This window comes from Cryobacterium algoricola (assembly GCF_004402485.1).
Lineage (GTDB): Bacteria > Actinomycetota > Actinomycetes > Actinomycetales > Microbacteriaceae > Cryobacterium > Cryobacterium algoricola.
Genome location: NZ_SOFG01000021.1, coordinates 79,761 through 94,781 on the forward strand (window position 1 = coordinate 79,761; position 15,021 = coordinate 94,781).

A 15,021-nucleotide genomic window follows, 5' to 3' on the forward strand; every position below is an offset into this window, starting at 1 on the left:
GGAAAGCTGGCACCCAGAAACCGGCAGTACGCTCCCCCCGTGTCTAACGTCAATCCGAACCTTCGCGCGCTCCTGGTCACCCTCGGCGCCGTCACCACCGCCACCGGAATGACCGCTGCCGCCGTCATCCGGGCACGCGGATTCCGGGAATGGCGCCAGGGCAATGCCCGGGTGCTCAACGAGACCCTCCCCGCCCACGCGCAGTGGTGGCGGGAGCACGGCCGCGAGCCGGGCGAGCTGCTCTACGTGGCGATCGGCGACAGCGCCGCGCAGGGGATCGGGGCCAGCGAACCAGGGCGCAGCTACGTCGGGTTGCTGGCCGATCACATCCGCCTGGCCACCGGTCGCACGGTGCGCGTCGCCAATCTGAGCGTCTCGGGTGCGACCGTCCAACTCGCTGTGCGCGACCAGCTGCCGCTCCTCGCGGAGCTCTCCCCCGACATCGTCACGGTCGCGATCGGTGCGAACAACGTGGCGGTGTGGGATGCCGCGGTGTTCGAAGCCGGGATCCGCACGATCTTCGCCGCATTGCCACCACATGCGCTCGTTGCCGACCTGCCGTGCTTCCACCTGCCTCACAATGAGCGGATCGTAGCCGTCGGGAACCGCATTCTGCGGTCCGTCGCCGCGGAATACGGCCTGACCGTGGTGCCGCTGCACGCGACGACGAAGCGGCCGGGGCTGCGCAGCGTCGCCACCCACGTGGCGAACGACCTGTTCCACCCGAACGACCGTGGCTACCGGGTGTGGGCCGAGGCGTTCCTGCCGGCACTGAGCGCGGACATCGCGCTGCTGGTGCCGGAGGACTCCGAGGAGTTCGCCGACCTGCGCGAAGGGTAGCCGCGCCCGAGCGGGGTGGGCGCGCGGATCGCCGGTTCGGCACGCGCGCGCTGCGAGCGGCACCGGCACGCGCGGGCCGTGAGCTGCGCGGGCACACGGCCGATTGCCCGGGTGTCGGTGGCCGAAGCTAGGCTCGCAGGCATGGCCAGACCCGTTTCCTCCTTCCGCTGTACCGAGTGTGGCTGGACCACCCTGAAGTGGGCCGGGCGCTGTGGTGAGTGCCAGCAGTGGGGCACCGTGGTCGACATGACGGAGAAGGCGAGTCTCTCCCGCGCCGTGAAGCCCGTCGCGGTGATCGGTTCCGGCGTTGCGCGCCCGATCACCCACGTGGACACCACCGCGGTCTCGCACTGGCCGACCGGCATCGGCGAATTCGACCGGGTGCTCGGCGGCGGCATCGTTCCCGGTTCGGTGATCCTACTGAGTGGGGAGCCCGGCGTCGGCAAGTCGACGCTGCTGCTCGAGGTCGCCTCGAAGGCCGCGGCAGCCAAGTCCCGGGTGCTCTACGTGAGCGCCGAGGAATCGGTGAGCCAGGTGCGCCTCCGCGCTGAACGCACAGGGGCGCTGCAGCCGGAGCTGTTCATCGCGGCCGAGACCGACCTCGCGACCATCCTCGGCCAGATCGACGCTGTGCAGCCGAGCCTCGTCATCATCGACTCCGTGCAGACCGTCGCGAGCGGGCTCTCCGACGGGCTCCCCGGCCAGCCGAGCCAGGTGCGCGAGGTCGCATCCACGCTCATTCGGGTTGCCAAGGACCGCAACCTGCCGATCCTCCTCGTCGGGCACGTCACCAAGGACGGGTCGATCGCCGGCCCCCGGCTGCTCGAGCACCTCGTGGACGTCGTCTGCCAGTTCGAAGGCGACCGGCAGACGGCCCTGCGCTTCGTGCGCGCGCTCAAGAACCGCTTCGGGCCGACCGACGAGGTCGGCTGCTTCGAGATGACCGGGGAGGGCATCTCCGAGGTACCCGACCCGAGCGGCCTGTTCCTCACCCGCGGCGGCGTGCTGGTGCCCGGCACCTGCGTCACCGTTGCCCTCGAGGGGCGCCGGGCGATGCCGGTCGAGGTGCAGGCGCTCGTCATGCCGAGCACGGCGCCGAACCCGCGCCGGGTGACCAACGGCGTGGACTCGTCGCGGGTCGCCATGATCATCGCCGTGCTCGAGCAGAGAGCTGAAGTGAAGGGCCTCGGGGCGTCGGATGTCTACGTGTCGACCGTAGGCGGCATCCGTCTGACCGAACCCGGCGCCGATCTCGCCATCGCGCTCGCGATCGCCTCGGCGGCGCGGAACAAGCCGATCGGGCACGACGTCGTGGCGTTCGGCGAGATCAGTCTCGCCGGCGAGGTGCGGCCGGTGTCGTCGGCGAAGCAGCGTGCGAGTGAGGCGGCTCGGCTCGGGTTCGTGACCCGGATCGACTCGGGCGCCGGACGGCTCGACTCGGCGATCCTCCTCGCGCTGCGAGAGCCGGTCTCGGCACGCGACGCGGAGCTCGACGCGGCGTTCCGGTAGCGGGACCGTGCCGGCCGGACAAGCACGGCATTCCGCGCGCGCCACTTGCGCCACTTCGCGCCTGCCACGCGCCACTTGCGCCACTTCGCGCCAGGCATGCCTGGCGCGAAGCGGCGAAGTTGGTGCGCGACGCTCAGGCAGCCTCAGCGCAGGCGGGAAGACGGCATGCGCGCGCAACCGCAGGGTGCGCCGCAGTCGCCAGGCGCTATCAGCGCGCGGCCGAGGCCTGGATGGTCGCGGTGTGCACGACCCGGTTGCGGCCGTCGCGTTTGGCGACGTACAGGCGCACGTCCGCGGCCCGCAGAAGGTCGGAGGTCTGGACGCCGTCCTCGGGCGCGAGGGCGACCCCGATGCTCGCGGTCACGGGCAGCCCGGCGGTGATCGGGGTCCAGTCGTAGTCTGCGATGTCGCTTCGGGCTTCTTCGAAGCGTTCGCGGGCCTCCGCCGCGTCGGCGCCGGGCAGGATCAGCAGGAATTCCTCCCCGCCGAGACGCGCGGCGATCCCGCCGGCGACCCGGTTGGCGGCGAGCTTCAGGATCTCGCCGAGCTTGCGCAACACCTCGTCGCCGACCGCGTGGGACAGGGCGTCGTTGATGCGCTTGAAGTGGTCGATGTCGATCATCGCGATGGCGAAGCACGGGCCGCCCTCGCCGGACCGGATCGCGGCGATGCTCAGGTGTTCGTCGACGAAACGCCGGTTGTGCAGGCTCGTGAGCGGGTCGCGCTCGGCGAGCTCACGGTAGCGTTCACTCTCGCGGCGTGATTCCGCGGTCTGGAACATTGCCTCGAGGATGCGCCCGCGGGCCTCGTTCTCGCTCGCGCCGAGCGCGACCGACTGGGCGTGGTAGCTCCGGTATGCCTCGAAGGCCCGCCGGTAGTCAAGGTTCGCGGCGTAGGACTCGGCCTGCTCGCGCGCGACCTCGGTCAACCAGCGGACGAGGCCGTGGCCGGCGGCGAGCGTGGCGCACTGGTCGATCACGCGCTGCGCAGCGTCGAGCCGCCCCTGGGTCCGGTAGACCTCGGCGAGGGTGACCAGTGCTGCCGAGACGGCATCGGGGTTGGGATCGTCGTTCGCGGTTTCGATGGCCGGGAGCAGCATCCGCTCGGCTTCGTCGAGCCGCCCTGCGGTGAGGTAAACCCTGGCGATCGTGTCGCGCGCGTACATGCCGATCGGGCGGGAGTTCGCCTCGGACAGGGCAATCAGGTGCTCGACGGTCTCGAGCGCTGCCTCGTGGTTTCCGGCGAGGTACTCGGTGTAGCCGAGGTTGTTCAGAATCATGTAGCGGATGTTGGTGTCGGTGTCGTCGATGACGAGACGCAGGGCCTCGTTGTAGCGACGTCGCGACTCGTCGAAGGATCCGGCGGAGCCGAGGGCATCGGCCAGGCAGAGCCGTGCGGCGGCGCGCATCAGCGGAACCTCGCTCTCGTCGATCAGGTCGTTGACGCGAACGGCGTGCTCGAGGGCGAGCGCGGGATCGCCGACCATCTCGAACACCGAGCCGAGCACGTCGTGGCAGCGGGACTGCAGGGCGACCTCACCGTGACGCTCGGCCCAGGCGAGGATCTGCTGGACCTCGGCGGCGCTGCGGCTCGGGTCGCCGCGGGTGCGGCTGATGTTGGCGAGGAGCACCCGGAGGCGCCGGGCCACGGCTCCCCGTCCGAGGCCGATCTCCACGCTGCTGTAGTCGACGGGCTCGCCGTTCACGCCGTCCACGTCGACGACGCCCAACTCGATCAGCCAGTCTCTGGCTGCCTGGGTGGCCTCATCGCGGTCGATCCAGAACAGGCGTTCGACGCGCGCGAGTCTCGCATCTATCGACTCATTCGACGGTACGTTCATCGTGGCCTGCTCCCCGACAGGCGTGTGTTCCCGGCCTGCAGTCTCCCCACCGGGAACCCTCTCCGAGAGAGGGTGAAACACTGTCGAGGCTCAGCCTAGCGCCCAGCCCAGATACCGTCGACTGGACCGCGCAGGATGCCCACCGACGGGGGGTGCCGGGTCACACGTCGCCTGTGGAACCGGCCTCGGCTTCGGTGCCGGTCCCGGCTTCCGGGAGGGTTCCGAGCGCCGCCATCAGGTCATCCGGGGCCGCCTGCATCACGTGCGGCCCGGCGATGTCGAAGAAGACCATCTCGAGCACGTTCCGGTGCACCGTGAGGAAATCGCGCAGCCACTGGGCGTCACCGACCATGACCTGCGGGTCGACTTCGTCCGGCACCATGCGGACGTAATTCTCGGCGGAGGAGAAGAGCAGCAGCATCCGCTTGTCTGTGCCTTCACGGCCGAAGACGCGCACCTGCTCGCCCTGCCCGTTGACGACGAGCTGCGGCACGATCACGACGTCGTTGCGGAGGGCGTATGCGACGGCCGCCACATCCTGGGCCGCGAGCGCGGCGGCAAGGGCCACGGAGCGGGTCGGCGGAGTTACCGGAATCGGCGGGGTCGGGTCGGTCGCGTCAGTCACGCCATCCATTCAATCATTCCGCCTGCACCTGCCGGGCACCGGAGCGGGCTATTCCGCTCTGGGCTGGTGTCCGGTCCGTGCTGGTGTCCGGCCCTGGCCGATGTCGAGTGCGGGCCGACGTTCAGTCGAGGATGAACTGCTTGGGTGTCGCCGACGCGATTCCGTCGACGGAGACGGCAAGGTGATACGAGGCTCCCCCGGCCGGCGCGGCGGCGCGGGTGGACTCGTCGCAGGTGGCGGCGTTGGAACGGACCCTGTCCCAGGCGATCGGTGTCGTCGAGCTCACCGGAACGCCCGGTTGCAGCGTCACCTCGGCGTCGGCCGCGGCGCTCTGGCAGTCCGTCGACGTCCAGTAAATGTCCTGGCCGCTTGAGATCGTGAAGATCTGCTTCGAGGTGCCCGCGTTGATCACGCAGGGGACGGTTCCCGTGTTCGTGATGCTGAGGGACAGTTCGGGCTTCTGGCCGGGCTGGTAGGTGACGGCATCGGTCAGCGCCTCCACCGTCACGGCGGCAGGGTCACACGCGGCAGGGGCGGCGTCTGCTGCCGGGGCGGCGGCCGGGGCGTCGGTACCGGTCGTCGCCGAGGGCGTCGGGGCCGGCTGGCTGCCGCCAGATCCCGGGCGCACCACGATCAGCACGATGATGACTATCACGAAGAGCAGGCCGAGACCCACGATGAGGCGTCGGCGCCAGTAGACCTTGCTCGACTGGGGGCCGACCGGATGTTTGATCGTCGACATGCCCCAAGGCTAACGAGCTTTGTCCGGCAGCTGCGGGAAGGCCGGTGCGTGTCGGCGCGGATTCCCCCGCTTCCGCAGCGGATGCCCAGCGCGCGCCGTGCGGGCCGGGCGCGCGGGGTCAGCCGAGTCGCTTCACCATTCGGGTGTTGCCGAGGGTGTTCGGCTTCACCCTGGCCAGATCGAGGAACTCGGCGACACCCTCGTCGTGGGAGCGGACGAGTTCGGCGTAGACGAGCGGGTCGACGGTCTCCGAGCCCATGTCGGTGAATCCGTGCCGGGTGAAGAAGGGGACCTCGAATGTGAGGCAGAACAGGCGGGAGAGGCCGAGCTCTCGGGCATCCGCTTCGAGCCGGGCGAGCAGCGCGTGGCCGACGCCGCGGCCGAGCCAGTCTGCGGTCACGGCGAGGGTGCGGACCTCGCCGAGGTCCTCCCACATGACGTGCAGGGCGCCGACGCCGATGAGTTCGCCCGCGGTGTCTTCGACGACACGGAACTCCTGGACGGCCTCGTAGAAGACGACGCTTTCCTTGCCGAGCAGGATGCGCTCCTGCACGAGCGGCGCCACCAGGGTCTGGATGCGGGGGACGTCGCTCGTGCGCGCCCGGCGAACCGAATACTCCTGCATCTGCTGCGTGCCCGGCCTCTCGTGTGGCTAACTCAGGAAAACCGTTCCAGTCTACGGAAGACTGGCCCGTGTTTCCGCGACCCGACGCAATCGCCGGGTCGTTCTTCCTGAGTTAGCCCCCGCGCGGGCGCGGCAGGACCGGCGGCGGTGGGCGCACAGAAGGGGCCAGGCGGATGTCTCCGCCTGGCCCCTCCAGGTTGTCGTGCGTCGCCGCTTAGTCCGTGGCGACCGCGAGGTCGGGCGTGCCCGAGCCGGTGCCGAGCGCCGCGGAGGCGTTCACGCCGACGGACACGGCCGTGGCGCGAGCCGTCGTGGTGAAGACGTATTCGCCGGCGATAAAGTCGACGTGCACGTGGTCACCCGCGTTGAGCTCGCCCTGCAGGATTTTCTCGGAGAGACGGTCCTCCACCTCGCGCTGGATCGCGCGGCGCAGCGGCCGGGCGCCGAGTGCGGGGTCGAAGCCGACCTCGATCAGGTGCTCCTTCGCGGGGACCGTCAGTTCGACGGTCATGTCGCGGTCGAGCAGACGGTCGCTCAGGCGCTTGATGAACAGGTCCACGATCTGGAGCAGTTCCGGCTTGGTCAGCTGCGGGAACACGATGACCTCGTCGACGCGGTTGAGGAACTCGGGCTTGAAGTGCTTCTTGAGTTCTTCCTTCACCTTGCCGCTCATCCGCTCGTAGCCGGTCGTCGTGTCGCCCTCGAGCTGGAAGCCGACGGGCGAGCTGCTGATGTCCTTGGTGCCGAGGTTCGTGGTCATGATGATCACGGTGTTCTTGAAGTCGATCACGCGACCCTGGCCATCCGTCAACCGGCCCTCTTCCAGAATCTGGAGCAGGGAGTTGAAGATGTCCGGGTGGGCCTTCTCGATCTCGTCGAACAGCACGACGGAGAACGGCTTGCGGCGCACCTTCTCGGTGAGCTGGCCGCCCTCTTCGAAGCCGACGAACCCGGGAGGCGCACCGAACAGGCGCGACACGGTGTGCTTCTCGCCGTACTCGCTCATGTCGAGGGAGATCATGGCGGCCTCGTCGTCGAAGAGGAACTCGGCGAGCGCCTTGGCGAGCTCGGTCTTACCGACGCCGGTGGGGCCGGCGAAGATGAACGAACCGCTCGGGCGCTTCGGGTCCTTGAGTCCGGCACGGGTGCGGCGGATGGTCTTGGCGAGCGCCGAGATGGCCTCTTCCTGACCGATGACGCGCTGGTGCAGGGCCTTCTCCATGAAGACGAGCCGCGAGGACTCCTCCTCGGTGAGCTTGAACACCGGGATGCCGGTCGCCTGGGCGAGAACCTCGGCGATCAGGCCCTCGTCGACGACGGCGGTCGTCTTGACGTCGCCGGACTTCCACTTCTTCTCGAGGCGCAGACGCTCGCCGAGGAGGTTCTTCTCCTCGTCGCGCAGGCCGGCGGCCTTCTCGAAGTCCTGGTCCTCGATCGCGGTTTCCTTCGCGGCGCGGACGACGGCGATCTTCTCGTCGAATTCGCGCAGCTCGGGCGGGCTCGACAGGATCGAGAGGCGGAGGCGTGCGCCGGCCTCGTCGATCAGGTCGATGGCCTTGTCCGGGAGGAACCGGTCGGACACGTAGCGGTCGGCGAGGTTCGCCGCGGCCACGAGGGCGCCGTCGGTGATGGACACCTTGTGGTGCGCCTCGTACCGGTCGCGGAGTCCCTTGAGGATGTTGATGGTGTGGGGCAGGGACGGCTCCGCGACCTGGATCGGCTGGAAGCGGCGCTCGAGCGCGGCATCCTTCTCGAAGTGCTTGCGGTACTCGTCGATCGTGGTGGCACCGATCGTCTGAAGTTCGCCGCGGGCGAGGAGCGGCTTGAGGATCGAGGCCGCGTCGATGGCGCCCTCAGCGGCACCGGCACCGACGAGGGTGTGGATCTCGTCGATGAAGATGATGATGTCGCCGCGGGTGCGGATCTCCTTGGTGACCTTCTTCAGGCGCTCCTCGAAGTCACCGCGGTAGCGGCTTCCGGCGATGAGCGAGCCGAGGTCGAGCGAGTAGAGCTGCTTGTCCTTGAGCGTCTCGGGCACATCGCCCTTGACGATGGCCTGGGCAAGGCCCTCGACGACGGCGGTCTTGCCGACGCCGGGCTCACCGATCAGGACCGGGTTGTTCTTCGATCGCCGGGACAGGATCTGCATGACCCGTTCGATCTCTTTCTCACGACCGATCACGGGGTCGAGCTTGTTCTCGCGCGCGGCCTGGGTGAGGTTGCGGCCGAACTGGTCGAGAATCTGGCTGCCCGCCGGTCCGCTCGCCGTCTCGTTGGCGCCGACCTGGACCTGCTCCTTGCCCTGGTAGCCGGAGAGGAGCTGGATGACCTGCTGGCGCACCCGGTTGAGGTCTGCGCCGAGCTTGACGAGCACCTGGGCGGCCACGCCTTCACCCTCGCGGATGAGGCCGAGCAGGATGTGCTCGGTGCCGATGTAGTTGTGGCCGAGCTGCAGGGCCTCGCGGAGGCTCAGCTCGAGCACCTTCTTGGCGCGCGGCGTGAACGGGATGTGCCCGGTCGGCTGCTGCTGGCCCTGGCCGATGATGTCCTGGACCTGCTCGCGCACGGCGTCGAGCGAAATGCCCAGGCTCTCGAGGGCCTTGGCGGCGACGCCTTCACCCTCGTGGATCAGCCCGAGCAGGATGTGCTCGGTGCCGATGTAGTTGTGGTTGAGCATCTTGGCCTCTTCCTGGGCCAAAACGACGACACGACGAGCTCGGTCGGTAAATCTCTCAAACATGTGATCACTCCCTTGGCACCAGGGGCAGGTGTGGCGCCGATACATCGAGAGTAACGAGGGAAGCCACCAAAGCGCGCCTCTGTTCGCCGCAGGCGTGACGGATGTCTGCCCCGGGTCGCGGTCTGACCCTCCTTGCGGTGCCGCTCGGGGTGGTAATACCCTCGGCAGCGGGCAGGGACGGCAGGGACGGCAGGGACGACGTGGTCGACAACGACGCGGTCGACGACGGCGAGAGGCAGCGGAGATGGACGGCGTTGACAATGCGCGGACAGCGGCCCCGGCTACGGGTTCGGCAGCGGGCGGCGGGCTCGCCCCGATCCGGCCACAGCGGACGGATGCCCGGCGCCGCGCGTCCCGGCCACGGGTGACGCCGGGCGTGCACTGGGGCCGCGGGGCGGCATCCGCTCGCCTGGCCGCACCGCTTTCGGTGGCCGCGACCCTGCGCTCGCCTTTCGTCGCGGGCTTCGTGGGGGCGCTCGGTGTGCTGACGGCCGTCGCGCTCGGCGCCGCCCTCGCGTCGCTGTCGACGATCCTGATCTCCGTCGGCGCAGCCCTGTTCATCGCGCTCGGACTCGATCCCGTGGTGCGGCTGCTCGTCAGCAGGGGCCTGCGTCGGCCGCTCGCGATCGGGCTCGTGTTCGTGGCGCTCACCGTGGTCGCCGTGCTGCTCGTGCTCCTCGTCGTTCCCGTGATCGTGCGGCAGATCGTGACGTTCGCCCAGCTGGCGCCGGCCTACCTGGTCGGCCTGGAACAACAGGATTGGTTCATCTTCTTGTCCGACCAGCTCGGGATCATCGACCTCCCGGCCCTGTTCGAGGGGCTGATCGCCCTCGCGACCGACCCGGCGAGCTGGTTGTTCGTGGGCTCCGGCCTGGTCAAGGTCGGCGTGGGGCTCATCAACGGGGTCACCGGCGGGATGATCGTGCTCATCCTGAGCCTGTACTTCCTCGCGTCGCTCGATGCGATGAAGAAGGCCCTCTACTCGCTCGTGCCGCGTCCACGCCGGCCGGGGTTCATCGACCTCTCCGAGCAGATCACCGGGTCGATCGGTGGCTACGTGAACGGGATGCTGCTGCTCTCGTGCCTCAACTCCGGGCTCGGCCTCGTGGCGATGCTCATCATCGGCGTGCCGTTTGCGGGGGTGCTCGCGGTCGTGGTCTTCGCGCTCGCGCTCGTGCCGCTGATCGGCTCCGTGTTCGCCGCCGTGATCGTGGTCGCGGTCGCGTTGCTCGCCTCCCCCGCGACCGCGCTCTGGATCGGCCTGTACTACCTCGTCTACCTGCAGATCGAGGCGTATGTGCTCACCCCGCGGGTGATGAACAAGGCGATCGCCGTACCGGGCTCGCTCGTGGTGATCGGGGCGATCGCCGGCGGGGCGCTGCTCGGCATGCTCGGGGCGCTCATCGCGATCCCGGTCACGGCCTCGATCCTGCTGATCATCAAGACCGTCGTCGTGCCGCGGCAGGACCGCGCCCACTGACCGGATGCTGCAGGCGGGGTCAGCGGGTGAGGGCGTGGCGGGCGGCGGCGACCAGGGCCTCGATGCCGGTCTGGATCGTGGGGTCCTGCACGGGAGCGTAGAACGGCGAGTGGTTGAAGTGCACGTCCTGCATCCGGCCGGCGGCGATCGCGGCACGGAACGCGGCCGGGTCGCCGCCGCCGGTGAACCAGAAGAACGACGGGCAGCCGGCGCGGCTGCCCCAGAGGCCGAAGTCCTCGCTCGGCGCCGCCTGCGGGCCGACTCCGACCCGCCCGGCGCCGAAGCGGTCGGTGAACACCCCCGCGAACTCCGCCGTCAGGGCCGGCTCGTTGACCAGCGCGGGTACCGAGAAGGTGACCTCGATCTCCGGCGGGCGGGGAGAGCCGGCCGCAGCGCACTCGCCGGTGACGATCCGGGTGATGGCGGCGAGCATCCGCTCACGCACGAGCGGTTCGTAGGTGCGCATGCTGATGCCGAGTTCGGCCGAGTCGGGGATGATGTTCTGCTTGGTGCCGGCGTGCAGGGTGCCGATGGTGAGCACGCCGAAGTCGGCGGCGGCGATCTCCCGCGACACGATCGTCTGCAGGCGCAGCACGACGGATGCCGCGAGCACGACGGGATCGACGGACTGCTCGGGGGTGGACCCGTGTGACCCCGTGCCGTGCAGCACGATGCGGATCGAATCGGCCGCGGTCATGACGCTCCCTGCCCGATAGAGCAGCTCGCCGGCCGGCCACGGCGTGACGTGCTGGCCGAGGGTGATGTCGGGCGTGCCGAAGCGGTCGAAGAAGCCGTCCTCGATCATCGCTGCGGCGCCGGCGCCGAGTTCCTCGGCCGGCTGGAACACGAGCTGGAGGGTGCCCGACCAGTCGGCGCGCTGCCCCGCGAGCACGGCGGCGGCGCCGACGAGCCAGGTCGCGTGCATGTCGTGGCCGCAGGCGTGCATGACCGGCGACTCCACGCCGTCGACGCCGACCTGCGTGACCGTGCTCGCATAGGCCAGCCCCGTAGCCTCTGCGACGGGCAGCGCGTCGATATCGGCGCGCAGCAGCACGGTCGGTCCCGAACCGTTGCGCAGGAGGCCGACGACGCCGGTGCGACCGACGCCCTCGGTCACCTCGTAGCCGAGGGCGCGCAGCCGCCCGGCGAGCAGGGCCGCGGTGCGGTGCTCGGCGAAGGAGAGCTCGGGATTCCGGTGCAGGTCCTCGTAGAGCGCGTGGAGCCCGGGGAGCAGGGTTGCGATGGCGGCGGTCTGCGCCCCGGCAGCAGCGGCCTCGTCGGCAGCGGGACCGGGGACCGGCGGGGACCCCGCGGGGGTCTGATCGGACATGACGGCTCCTGGGCCGAGGGGGTTCGAAGACGCGACGAGTACTCGGCAGGTCCATAGTGCCCGCTCCGGGCGCCCTCCACCAGAGCCTCCAGCGCTGACCGGGGAGTTGCGCCTAGGCTGCCAGCGTGAGCAACCTCGAACGTGACCCCTCAGAGCTCGTGATCGCCGGCGGCACGGGCGCCGTGGCGACCGCGACGAGCGCAGCGACCACGGGCCCGGGCGGTGCCGGCACCGGTGCAGCGGATGCCGGTGGCCCGGTGCTCCTGCTGCTCCCGCGGGACGTGCCGCTCGGCGGCCCCCGCGCCATGAACGTGCGCCGCACCCTGCCGCAGCGGGGCCGATCCACGATCGGCGCCTGGTGTTTCATCGACCACTACGGACCAGACGAGATCGTGGCGCCGAACGCGCCCGAGATCGGCTCCGGGACGGCATCCGGAATCTTCCCGGGGAGCGTGGCCGGCGCTCGCGAGGAGGGTCCGGGAGGCGTCGCGGACGGCGCCCGGCGCGGCATGGTCGTTCCGCCGCATCCGCACACCGGTTTGCAGACCGTCAGCTGGCTCTTCGAAGGCGAGATCGAGCATCGCGACAGTACCGGGAGCCACGCCGCGGTGCGCCCCGGCGAGCTCAACCTGATGACCGCGGGGCGCGGCATCAGCCACTCGGAGGTGTCCACGCCGGACGCCCGGGTGCTGCACGGGGTGCAGCTCTGGCTGGCGCTCCCCGACGAGCACCGGCACCAGGCGCCGCACTTCGAGCACCACGAGGTTCCGCAGGTGCCGCTCGGCGGCGGGGCGACCGCACGGGTGTTCATCGGCACGCTCGGTGCCGGAAGGAATGACAGCGCCCTTGCCGGCAGCGACGGCGACGCGGTCGTCTCCGCGGCACAGGTGTACAGCCCGGTCCTCGGCGCCCAGATCGACCTCCCGTCCGGTGCCGTGCTCGACCTGGACCTCGACCCCACGTTCGAGCACGGGGTGCTCGTCGACCGCGGCCCGGTGCTCGTCGAGGGCGTGACGCTCGCGCGCAGCGAGTTGGGATACCTCGGCGCGGGGCACGGCAGCATCCGCCTGGAGAACCACTCCAGGCACCCGGCGCGGGTGCTGCTGCTCGGCGGCGAACCGTTCCCGGAGCAGCTCGTGATGTGGTGGAACTTCATCGGCCGCAGCCACGAGGAGGTCGCCGCGTGGCGGGCCCAGTGGCAGTCCGAGGTGATCGAAGGGGCGGATGCCGCGGGCCGCTTCGGCACGGTCGCCGGCTACCCGGGTCCCGCGCTACCCGCCCCCGAGCTCCCGACCGTGCGCCTCAAGCCCCGCACCTGACCCGGCACCCGCACCCGCACCCGCACGAGACGTACCTTTCCGGTCGAGAGTGACCCGCGCAACGGTAACTCTCGACCGGAAAGGTACGCGGCGGGGCGGGGCTACTGGACGGCAGAGGTGAGGCGGGCGAGGTTGTCGAGGATGGTGGAGCGCAGCGGCTGCTTCATCCAGTCCTCGAGGGTGAGCAGGGTGCTGTCTGCCCGGTAGCCGTCCTCGACCGCGCGCAGGTCGCGCACGAAGCTGCGGCCGCGCACCATCAGGGACACCTCGAAGTTGAGGCTGAACGAGCGCATGTCCATGTTGCTCGACCCGATCACCGCGACCTCGTCGTCGATCGTGAAGTGCTTCGCGTGCAGCACGTACGGCGCCTTGTACATGTAGATGATCACGCCGGCCCGCAGTAGTTCCTCGTAGTACGACCGTTGGGCGTGGTAGACGAGGGCCTGGTCGCCGATCTCGGAGACGAAGAGCTCGACGTGCAGTCCGCGCTGGGTCGCGGTCGTGATCGCGTACATGATCGACTCGTCGGGCACGAAGTACGGGCTCGTGATCACGATGCGTTCCTGGGCGTAATAGAGCAGCGCGAGGAACAGTCGCAGGTTGTTCTCGCCCTCGAACCCCGGTCCGCTCGGCACGACCTGGCAGTCGAGCGTGTGCGGCGCTTGTGTGGGCTGCACCGGCTGGATGTCGCGGGTGAGGAGTTCGTTCGTCTCGCCGTACCAGTCGGTGATGAAGATCGCGTTGAGCCCGGCGACGATCGGGCCCTCGAGCCGCGTCATCAGGTCTTTCCACTTGAGTCCGCGCCGGAGGTTCGACTTCATGTTGTACGTGCGGTCGATGATGTTCTGCGAGCCCATGTAGCCGACGACACCGTCGACCGTCACGAGCTTGCGGTGGTTGCGCAGGTCCGGTCGCTGCCACTTGCCCTTGAGGGGCTGTAAGGGGAGCATGAGCTCCCACTTGACCCCGGATTCGGTGAGCCGCTTCAGGGTCTTGCGGTAGCCGGGCTTCCGCATCGACTGGATGTGGTCCATCAGCACCCGCACGGTCACGCCGCGCTGCACCGCGCGTTCCATCGCGTCGAAGAACGGCGCGGTGGTCGTGTCGAGGGAGAGGATGTAGAACTCCACGTGCACCCAGCGCTTGGCCTTGTCGATGTCGACGATCATCTCGGCGAAGGTCGCGTTGTAGTCACCGAGCAGGCGCGCGGTGTTGCCTCCGACGAGCGGCATCGCCCCGAGGTTGCGGTTGAGCTCGACCACGGACTCGAGCCACCCCGGCCAGGGGTGGTCGCGGCGCACCTGTTCGATCCCGTCGGTGCTTTCGAGGATGAACTGGTTGATCTCGGCCTGCATCTCAATCCGCTTTTTCGGCAGGGTGCGGTAGCCGATCAGCAGGAAGAGCAATGCGCCGATGTACGGGATGAAGAAGATGGCGAGCAGCCACGCCATGCCCGAGGTCGGGCGGCGGTTGCGGGGAACGACAATGATCGCAACGACACGGATCGTGAAATCGACGACCAGGGCCACGACGAGGATGAAGGTCGAGATGTCGATGCCGAACATGCGAACTTAGGTGGTCGGCTTCTCAAGGCCAAGTCTGGCGCGCTCTTCGGCCTCGATCTCGGCGTAGACCTTCCGCTCGGTACGGTCGGCCCTGATGATCGAGCGCATGATGACCCAAAAGATCAATCCGAGCGCGACCGTCGGCAGGATCGAGAAGAACGCACCCCAGAAGAAGTCCATAGTTCCTTCAGACTACTTGACGAGGATGCCGTACACACCGGAGACGACGAAGTAGAGCCCGATCGCGGCGACGATCACCCAGAGCACGATCCGGTTGGTCGTGATCGGCTGGCGCTCCTTGGGGGCCTTGTCCTCCAGCGTCGCGTCCGTGGCAGCCTTGTCGACGGCATCCGTCGCCGGGGTTGGCTCTACCGGGGTGTTGTCGTCCTGCGGCTGGGTGCTCATG

The 15,021-nt window shown here is 69.2% G+C and carries 13 protein-coding genes; 4 read left to right on the top strand and 9 right to left on the bottom strand.

Features of this window, described 5'->3' with window-relative positions:
* The first annotated feature begins 39 nt into the window (after positions 1–39).
* A complete protein-coding gene (locus tag E3O44_RS15420) occupies positions 40–840 on the top strand; it encodes an SGNH/GDSL hydrolase family protein (RefSeq protein WP_241976368.1) in 801 nt (266 codons plus the stop codon).
* A 141-nt stretch (positions 841–981) separates the two neighbouring features.
* The gene (radA, locus tag E3O44_RS15425) at positions 982–2,349 is read left to right on the top strand and encodes a DNA repair protein RadA (protein WP_134535663.1); all 1,368 of its coding nucleotides are present in this window, start codon (positions 982–984) and stop codon (positions 2,347–2,349) included.
* Positions 2,350–2,557: 208 nt separating this feature from the next.
* On the opposite strand, the gene E3O44_RS15430 is transcribed toward radA, so the two are convergent.
* The 5 genes from E3O44_RS15430 to E3O44_RS15450 all read right to left on the bottom strand — a co-directional run bounded on the left by E3O44_RS15430 (position 2,558) and on the right by E3O44_RS15450 (position 8,921).
* Positions 2,558–4,189: a GGDEF domain-containing protein gene (locus E3O44_RS15430; RefSeq protein WP_134535664.1), complete on the bottom strand. Its 1,632-nt coding sequence runs from the start codon at positions 4,187–4,189 to the stop codon at positions 2,558–2,560.
* A 160-nt stretch (positions 4,190–4,349) separates the two neighbouring features.
* Positions 4,350–4,814 (bottom strand): dehydrogenase, encoded by a 465-nt coding sequence (locus tag E3O44_RS15435; RefSeq protein WP_174775090.1) that lies wholly within the window; start codon positions 4,812–4,814, stop codon positions 4,350–4,352.
* 121 nt (positions 4,815–4,935) lie between these two features.
* Positions 4,936–5,556, bottom strand: coding sequence for a hypothetical protein (locus E3O44_RS15440; RefSeq protein WP_134535665.1), 621 nt, complete (start codon positions 5,554–5,556; stop codon positions 4,936–4,938).
* A 118-nt stretch (positions 5,557–5,674) separates the two neighbouring features.
* Positions 5,675–6,181: an amino-acid N-acetyltransferase gene (locus E3O44_RS15445; RefSeq protein ID WP_134535666.1), complete on the bottom strand. Its 507-nt coding sequence runs from the start codon at positions 6,179–6,181 to the stop codon at positions 5,675–5,677.
* Positions 6,182–6,395: 214 nt separating this feature from the next.
* On the bottom strand, positions 6,396–8,921 hold the full coding sequence (locus E3O44_RS15450; protein WP_134535667.1) for an ATP-dependent Clp protease ATP-binding subunit: 2,526 nt from the start codon (positions 8,919–8,921) through the stop codon (positions 6,396–6,398).
* 244 nt (positions 8,922–9,165) lie between these two features.
* On the opposite strand from E3O44_RS15450, the gene E3O44_RS15455 reads away from it, so the two are divergent.
* Entirely contained in the window at positions 9,166–10,401 is a 1,236-nt protein-coding gene (locus E3O44_RS15455) for an AI-2E family transporter (protein WP_134535668.1), read from the top strand.
* Between the two features lie 19 nt (positions 10,402–10,420).
* Here E3O44_RS15455 and E3O44_RS15460 read toward each other — a convergent pair whose 3' ends face one another.
* The gene (locus tag E3O44_RS15460; protein WP_134535669.1) at positions 10,421–11,731 is read right to left on the bottom strand and encodes an amidohydrolase; all 1,311 of its coding nucleotides are present in this window, start codon (positions 11,729–11,731) and stop codon (positions 10,421–10,423) included.
* 125 nt (positions 11,732–11,856) lie between these two features.
* On the opposite strand from E3O44_RS15460, the gene E3O44_RS15465 reads away from it, so the two are divergent.
* The gene (locus E3O44_RS15465; protein WP_420897936.1) at positions 11,857–13,050 is read left to right on the top strand and encodes a pirin family protein; all 1,194 of its coding nucleotides are present in this window, start codon (positions 11,857–11,859) and stop codon (positions 13,048–13,050) included.
* Between the two features lie 101 nt (positions 13,051–13,151).
* On the opposite strand, the gene cls is transcribed toward E3O44_RS15465, so the two are convergent.
* Genes cls through E3O44_RS15475 form a run of 3 tightly spaced genes read right to left on the bottom strand, consistent with a single transcriptional unit; the run spans position 13,152 to position 15,020 of the window.
* The gene (gene cls / locus E3O44_RS15470; RefSeq protein ID WP_134535670.1) at positions 13,152–14,615 is read right to left on the bottom strand and encodes a cardiolipin synthase; all 1,464 of its coding nucleotides are present in this window, start codon (positions 14,613–14,615) and stop codon (positions 13,152–13,154) included.
* Between the two features lie 6 nt (positions 14,616–14,621).
* Positions 14,622–14,795, bottom strand: coding sequence for a hypothetical protein (locus E3O44_RS19280; RefSeq protein WP_166792679.1), 174 nt, complete (start codon positions 14,793–14,795; stop codon positions 14,622–14,624).
* Positions 14,796–14,807: 12 nt separating this feature from the next.
* Positions 14,808–15,020, bottom strand: coding sequence for a hypothetical protein (locus E3O44_RS15475; RefSeq protein ID WP_134535671.1), 213 nt, complete (start codon positions 15,018–15,020; stop codon positions 14,808–14,810).
* Position 15,021 lies beyond the last annotated feature (1 nt).

Coding starts and splice junctions, on each gene's coding strand:
- radA (WP_134535663.1), top strand. CDS start 982: ATGGCCAGACCCGTTTCCTCCTTCCGCTGTACCGAGTGTGGCTGGACC.
- E3O44_RS15430 (WP_134535664.1), bottom strand. CDS start 4,189: ATGAACGTACCGTCGAATGAGTCGATAGATGCGAGACTCGCGCGCGTC.
- E3O44_RS15440 (WP_134535665.1), bottom strand. CDS start 5,556: ATGTCGACGATCAAACATCCGGTCGGCCCCCAGTCGAGCAAGGTCTAC.
- E3O44_RS15445 (WP_134535666.1), bottom strand. CDS start 6,181: ATGCAGGAGTATTCGGTTCGCCGGGCGCGCACGAGCGACGTCCCCCGC.
- E3O44_RS15450 (WP_134535667.1), bottom strand. CDS start 8,921: ATGTTTGAGAGATTTACCGACCGAGCTCGTCGTGTCGTCGTTTTGGCC.
- E3O44_RS15455 (WP_134535668.1), top strand. CDS start 9,166: ATGGACGGCGTTGACAATGCGCGGACAGCGGCCCCGGCTACGGGTTCG.
- E3O44_RS15460 (WP_134535669.1), bottom strand. CDS start 11,731: ATGTCCGATCAGACCCCCGCGGGGTCCCCGCCGGTCCCCGGTCCCGCT.
- cls (WP_134535670.1), bottom strand. CDS start 14,615: ATGTTCGGCATCGACATCTCGACCTTCATCCTCGTCGTGGCCCTGGTC.
- E3O44_RS19280 (WP_166792679.1), bottom strand. CDS start 14,795: ATGGACTTCTTCTGGGGTGCGTTCTTCTCGATCCTGCCGACGGTCGCG.
- E3O44_RS15475 (WP_134535671.1), bottom strand. CDS start 15,020: ATGAGCACCCAGCCGCAGGACGACAACACCCCGGTAGAGCCAACCCCG.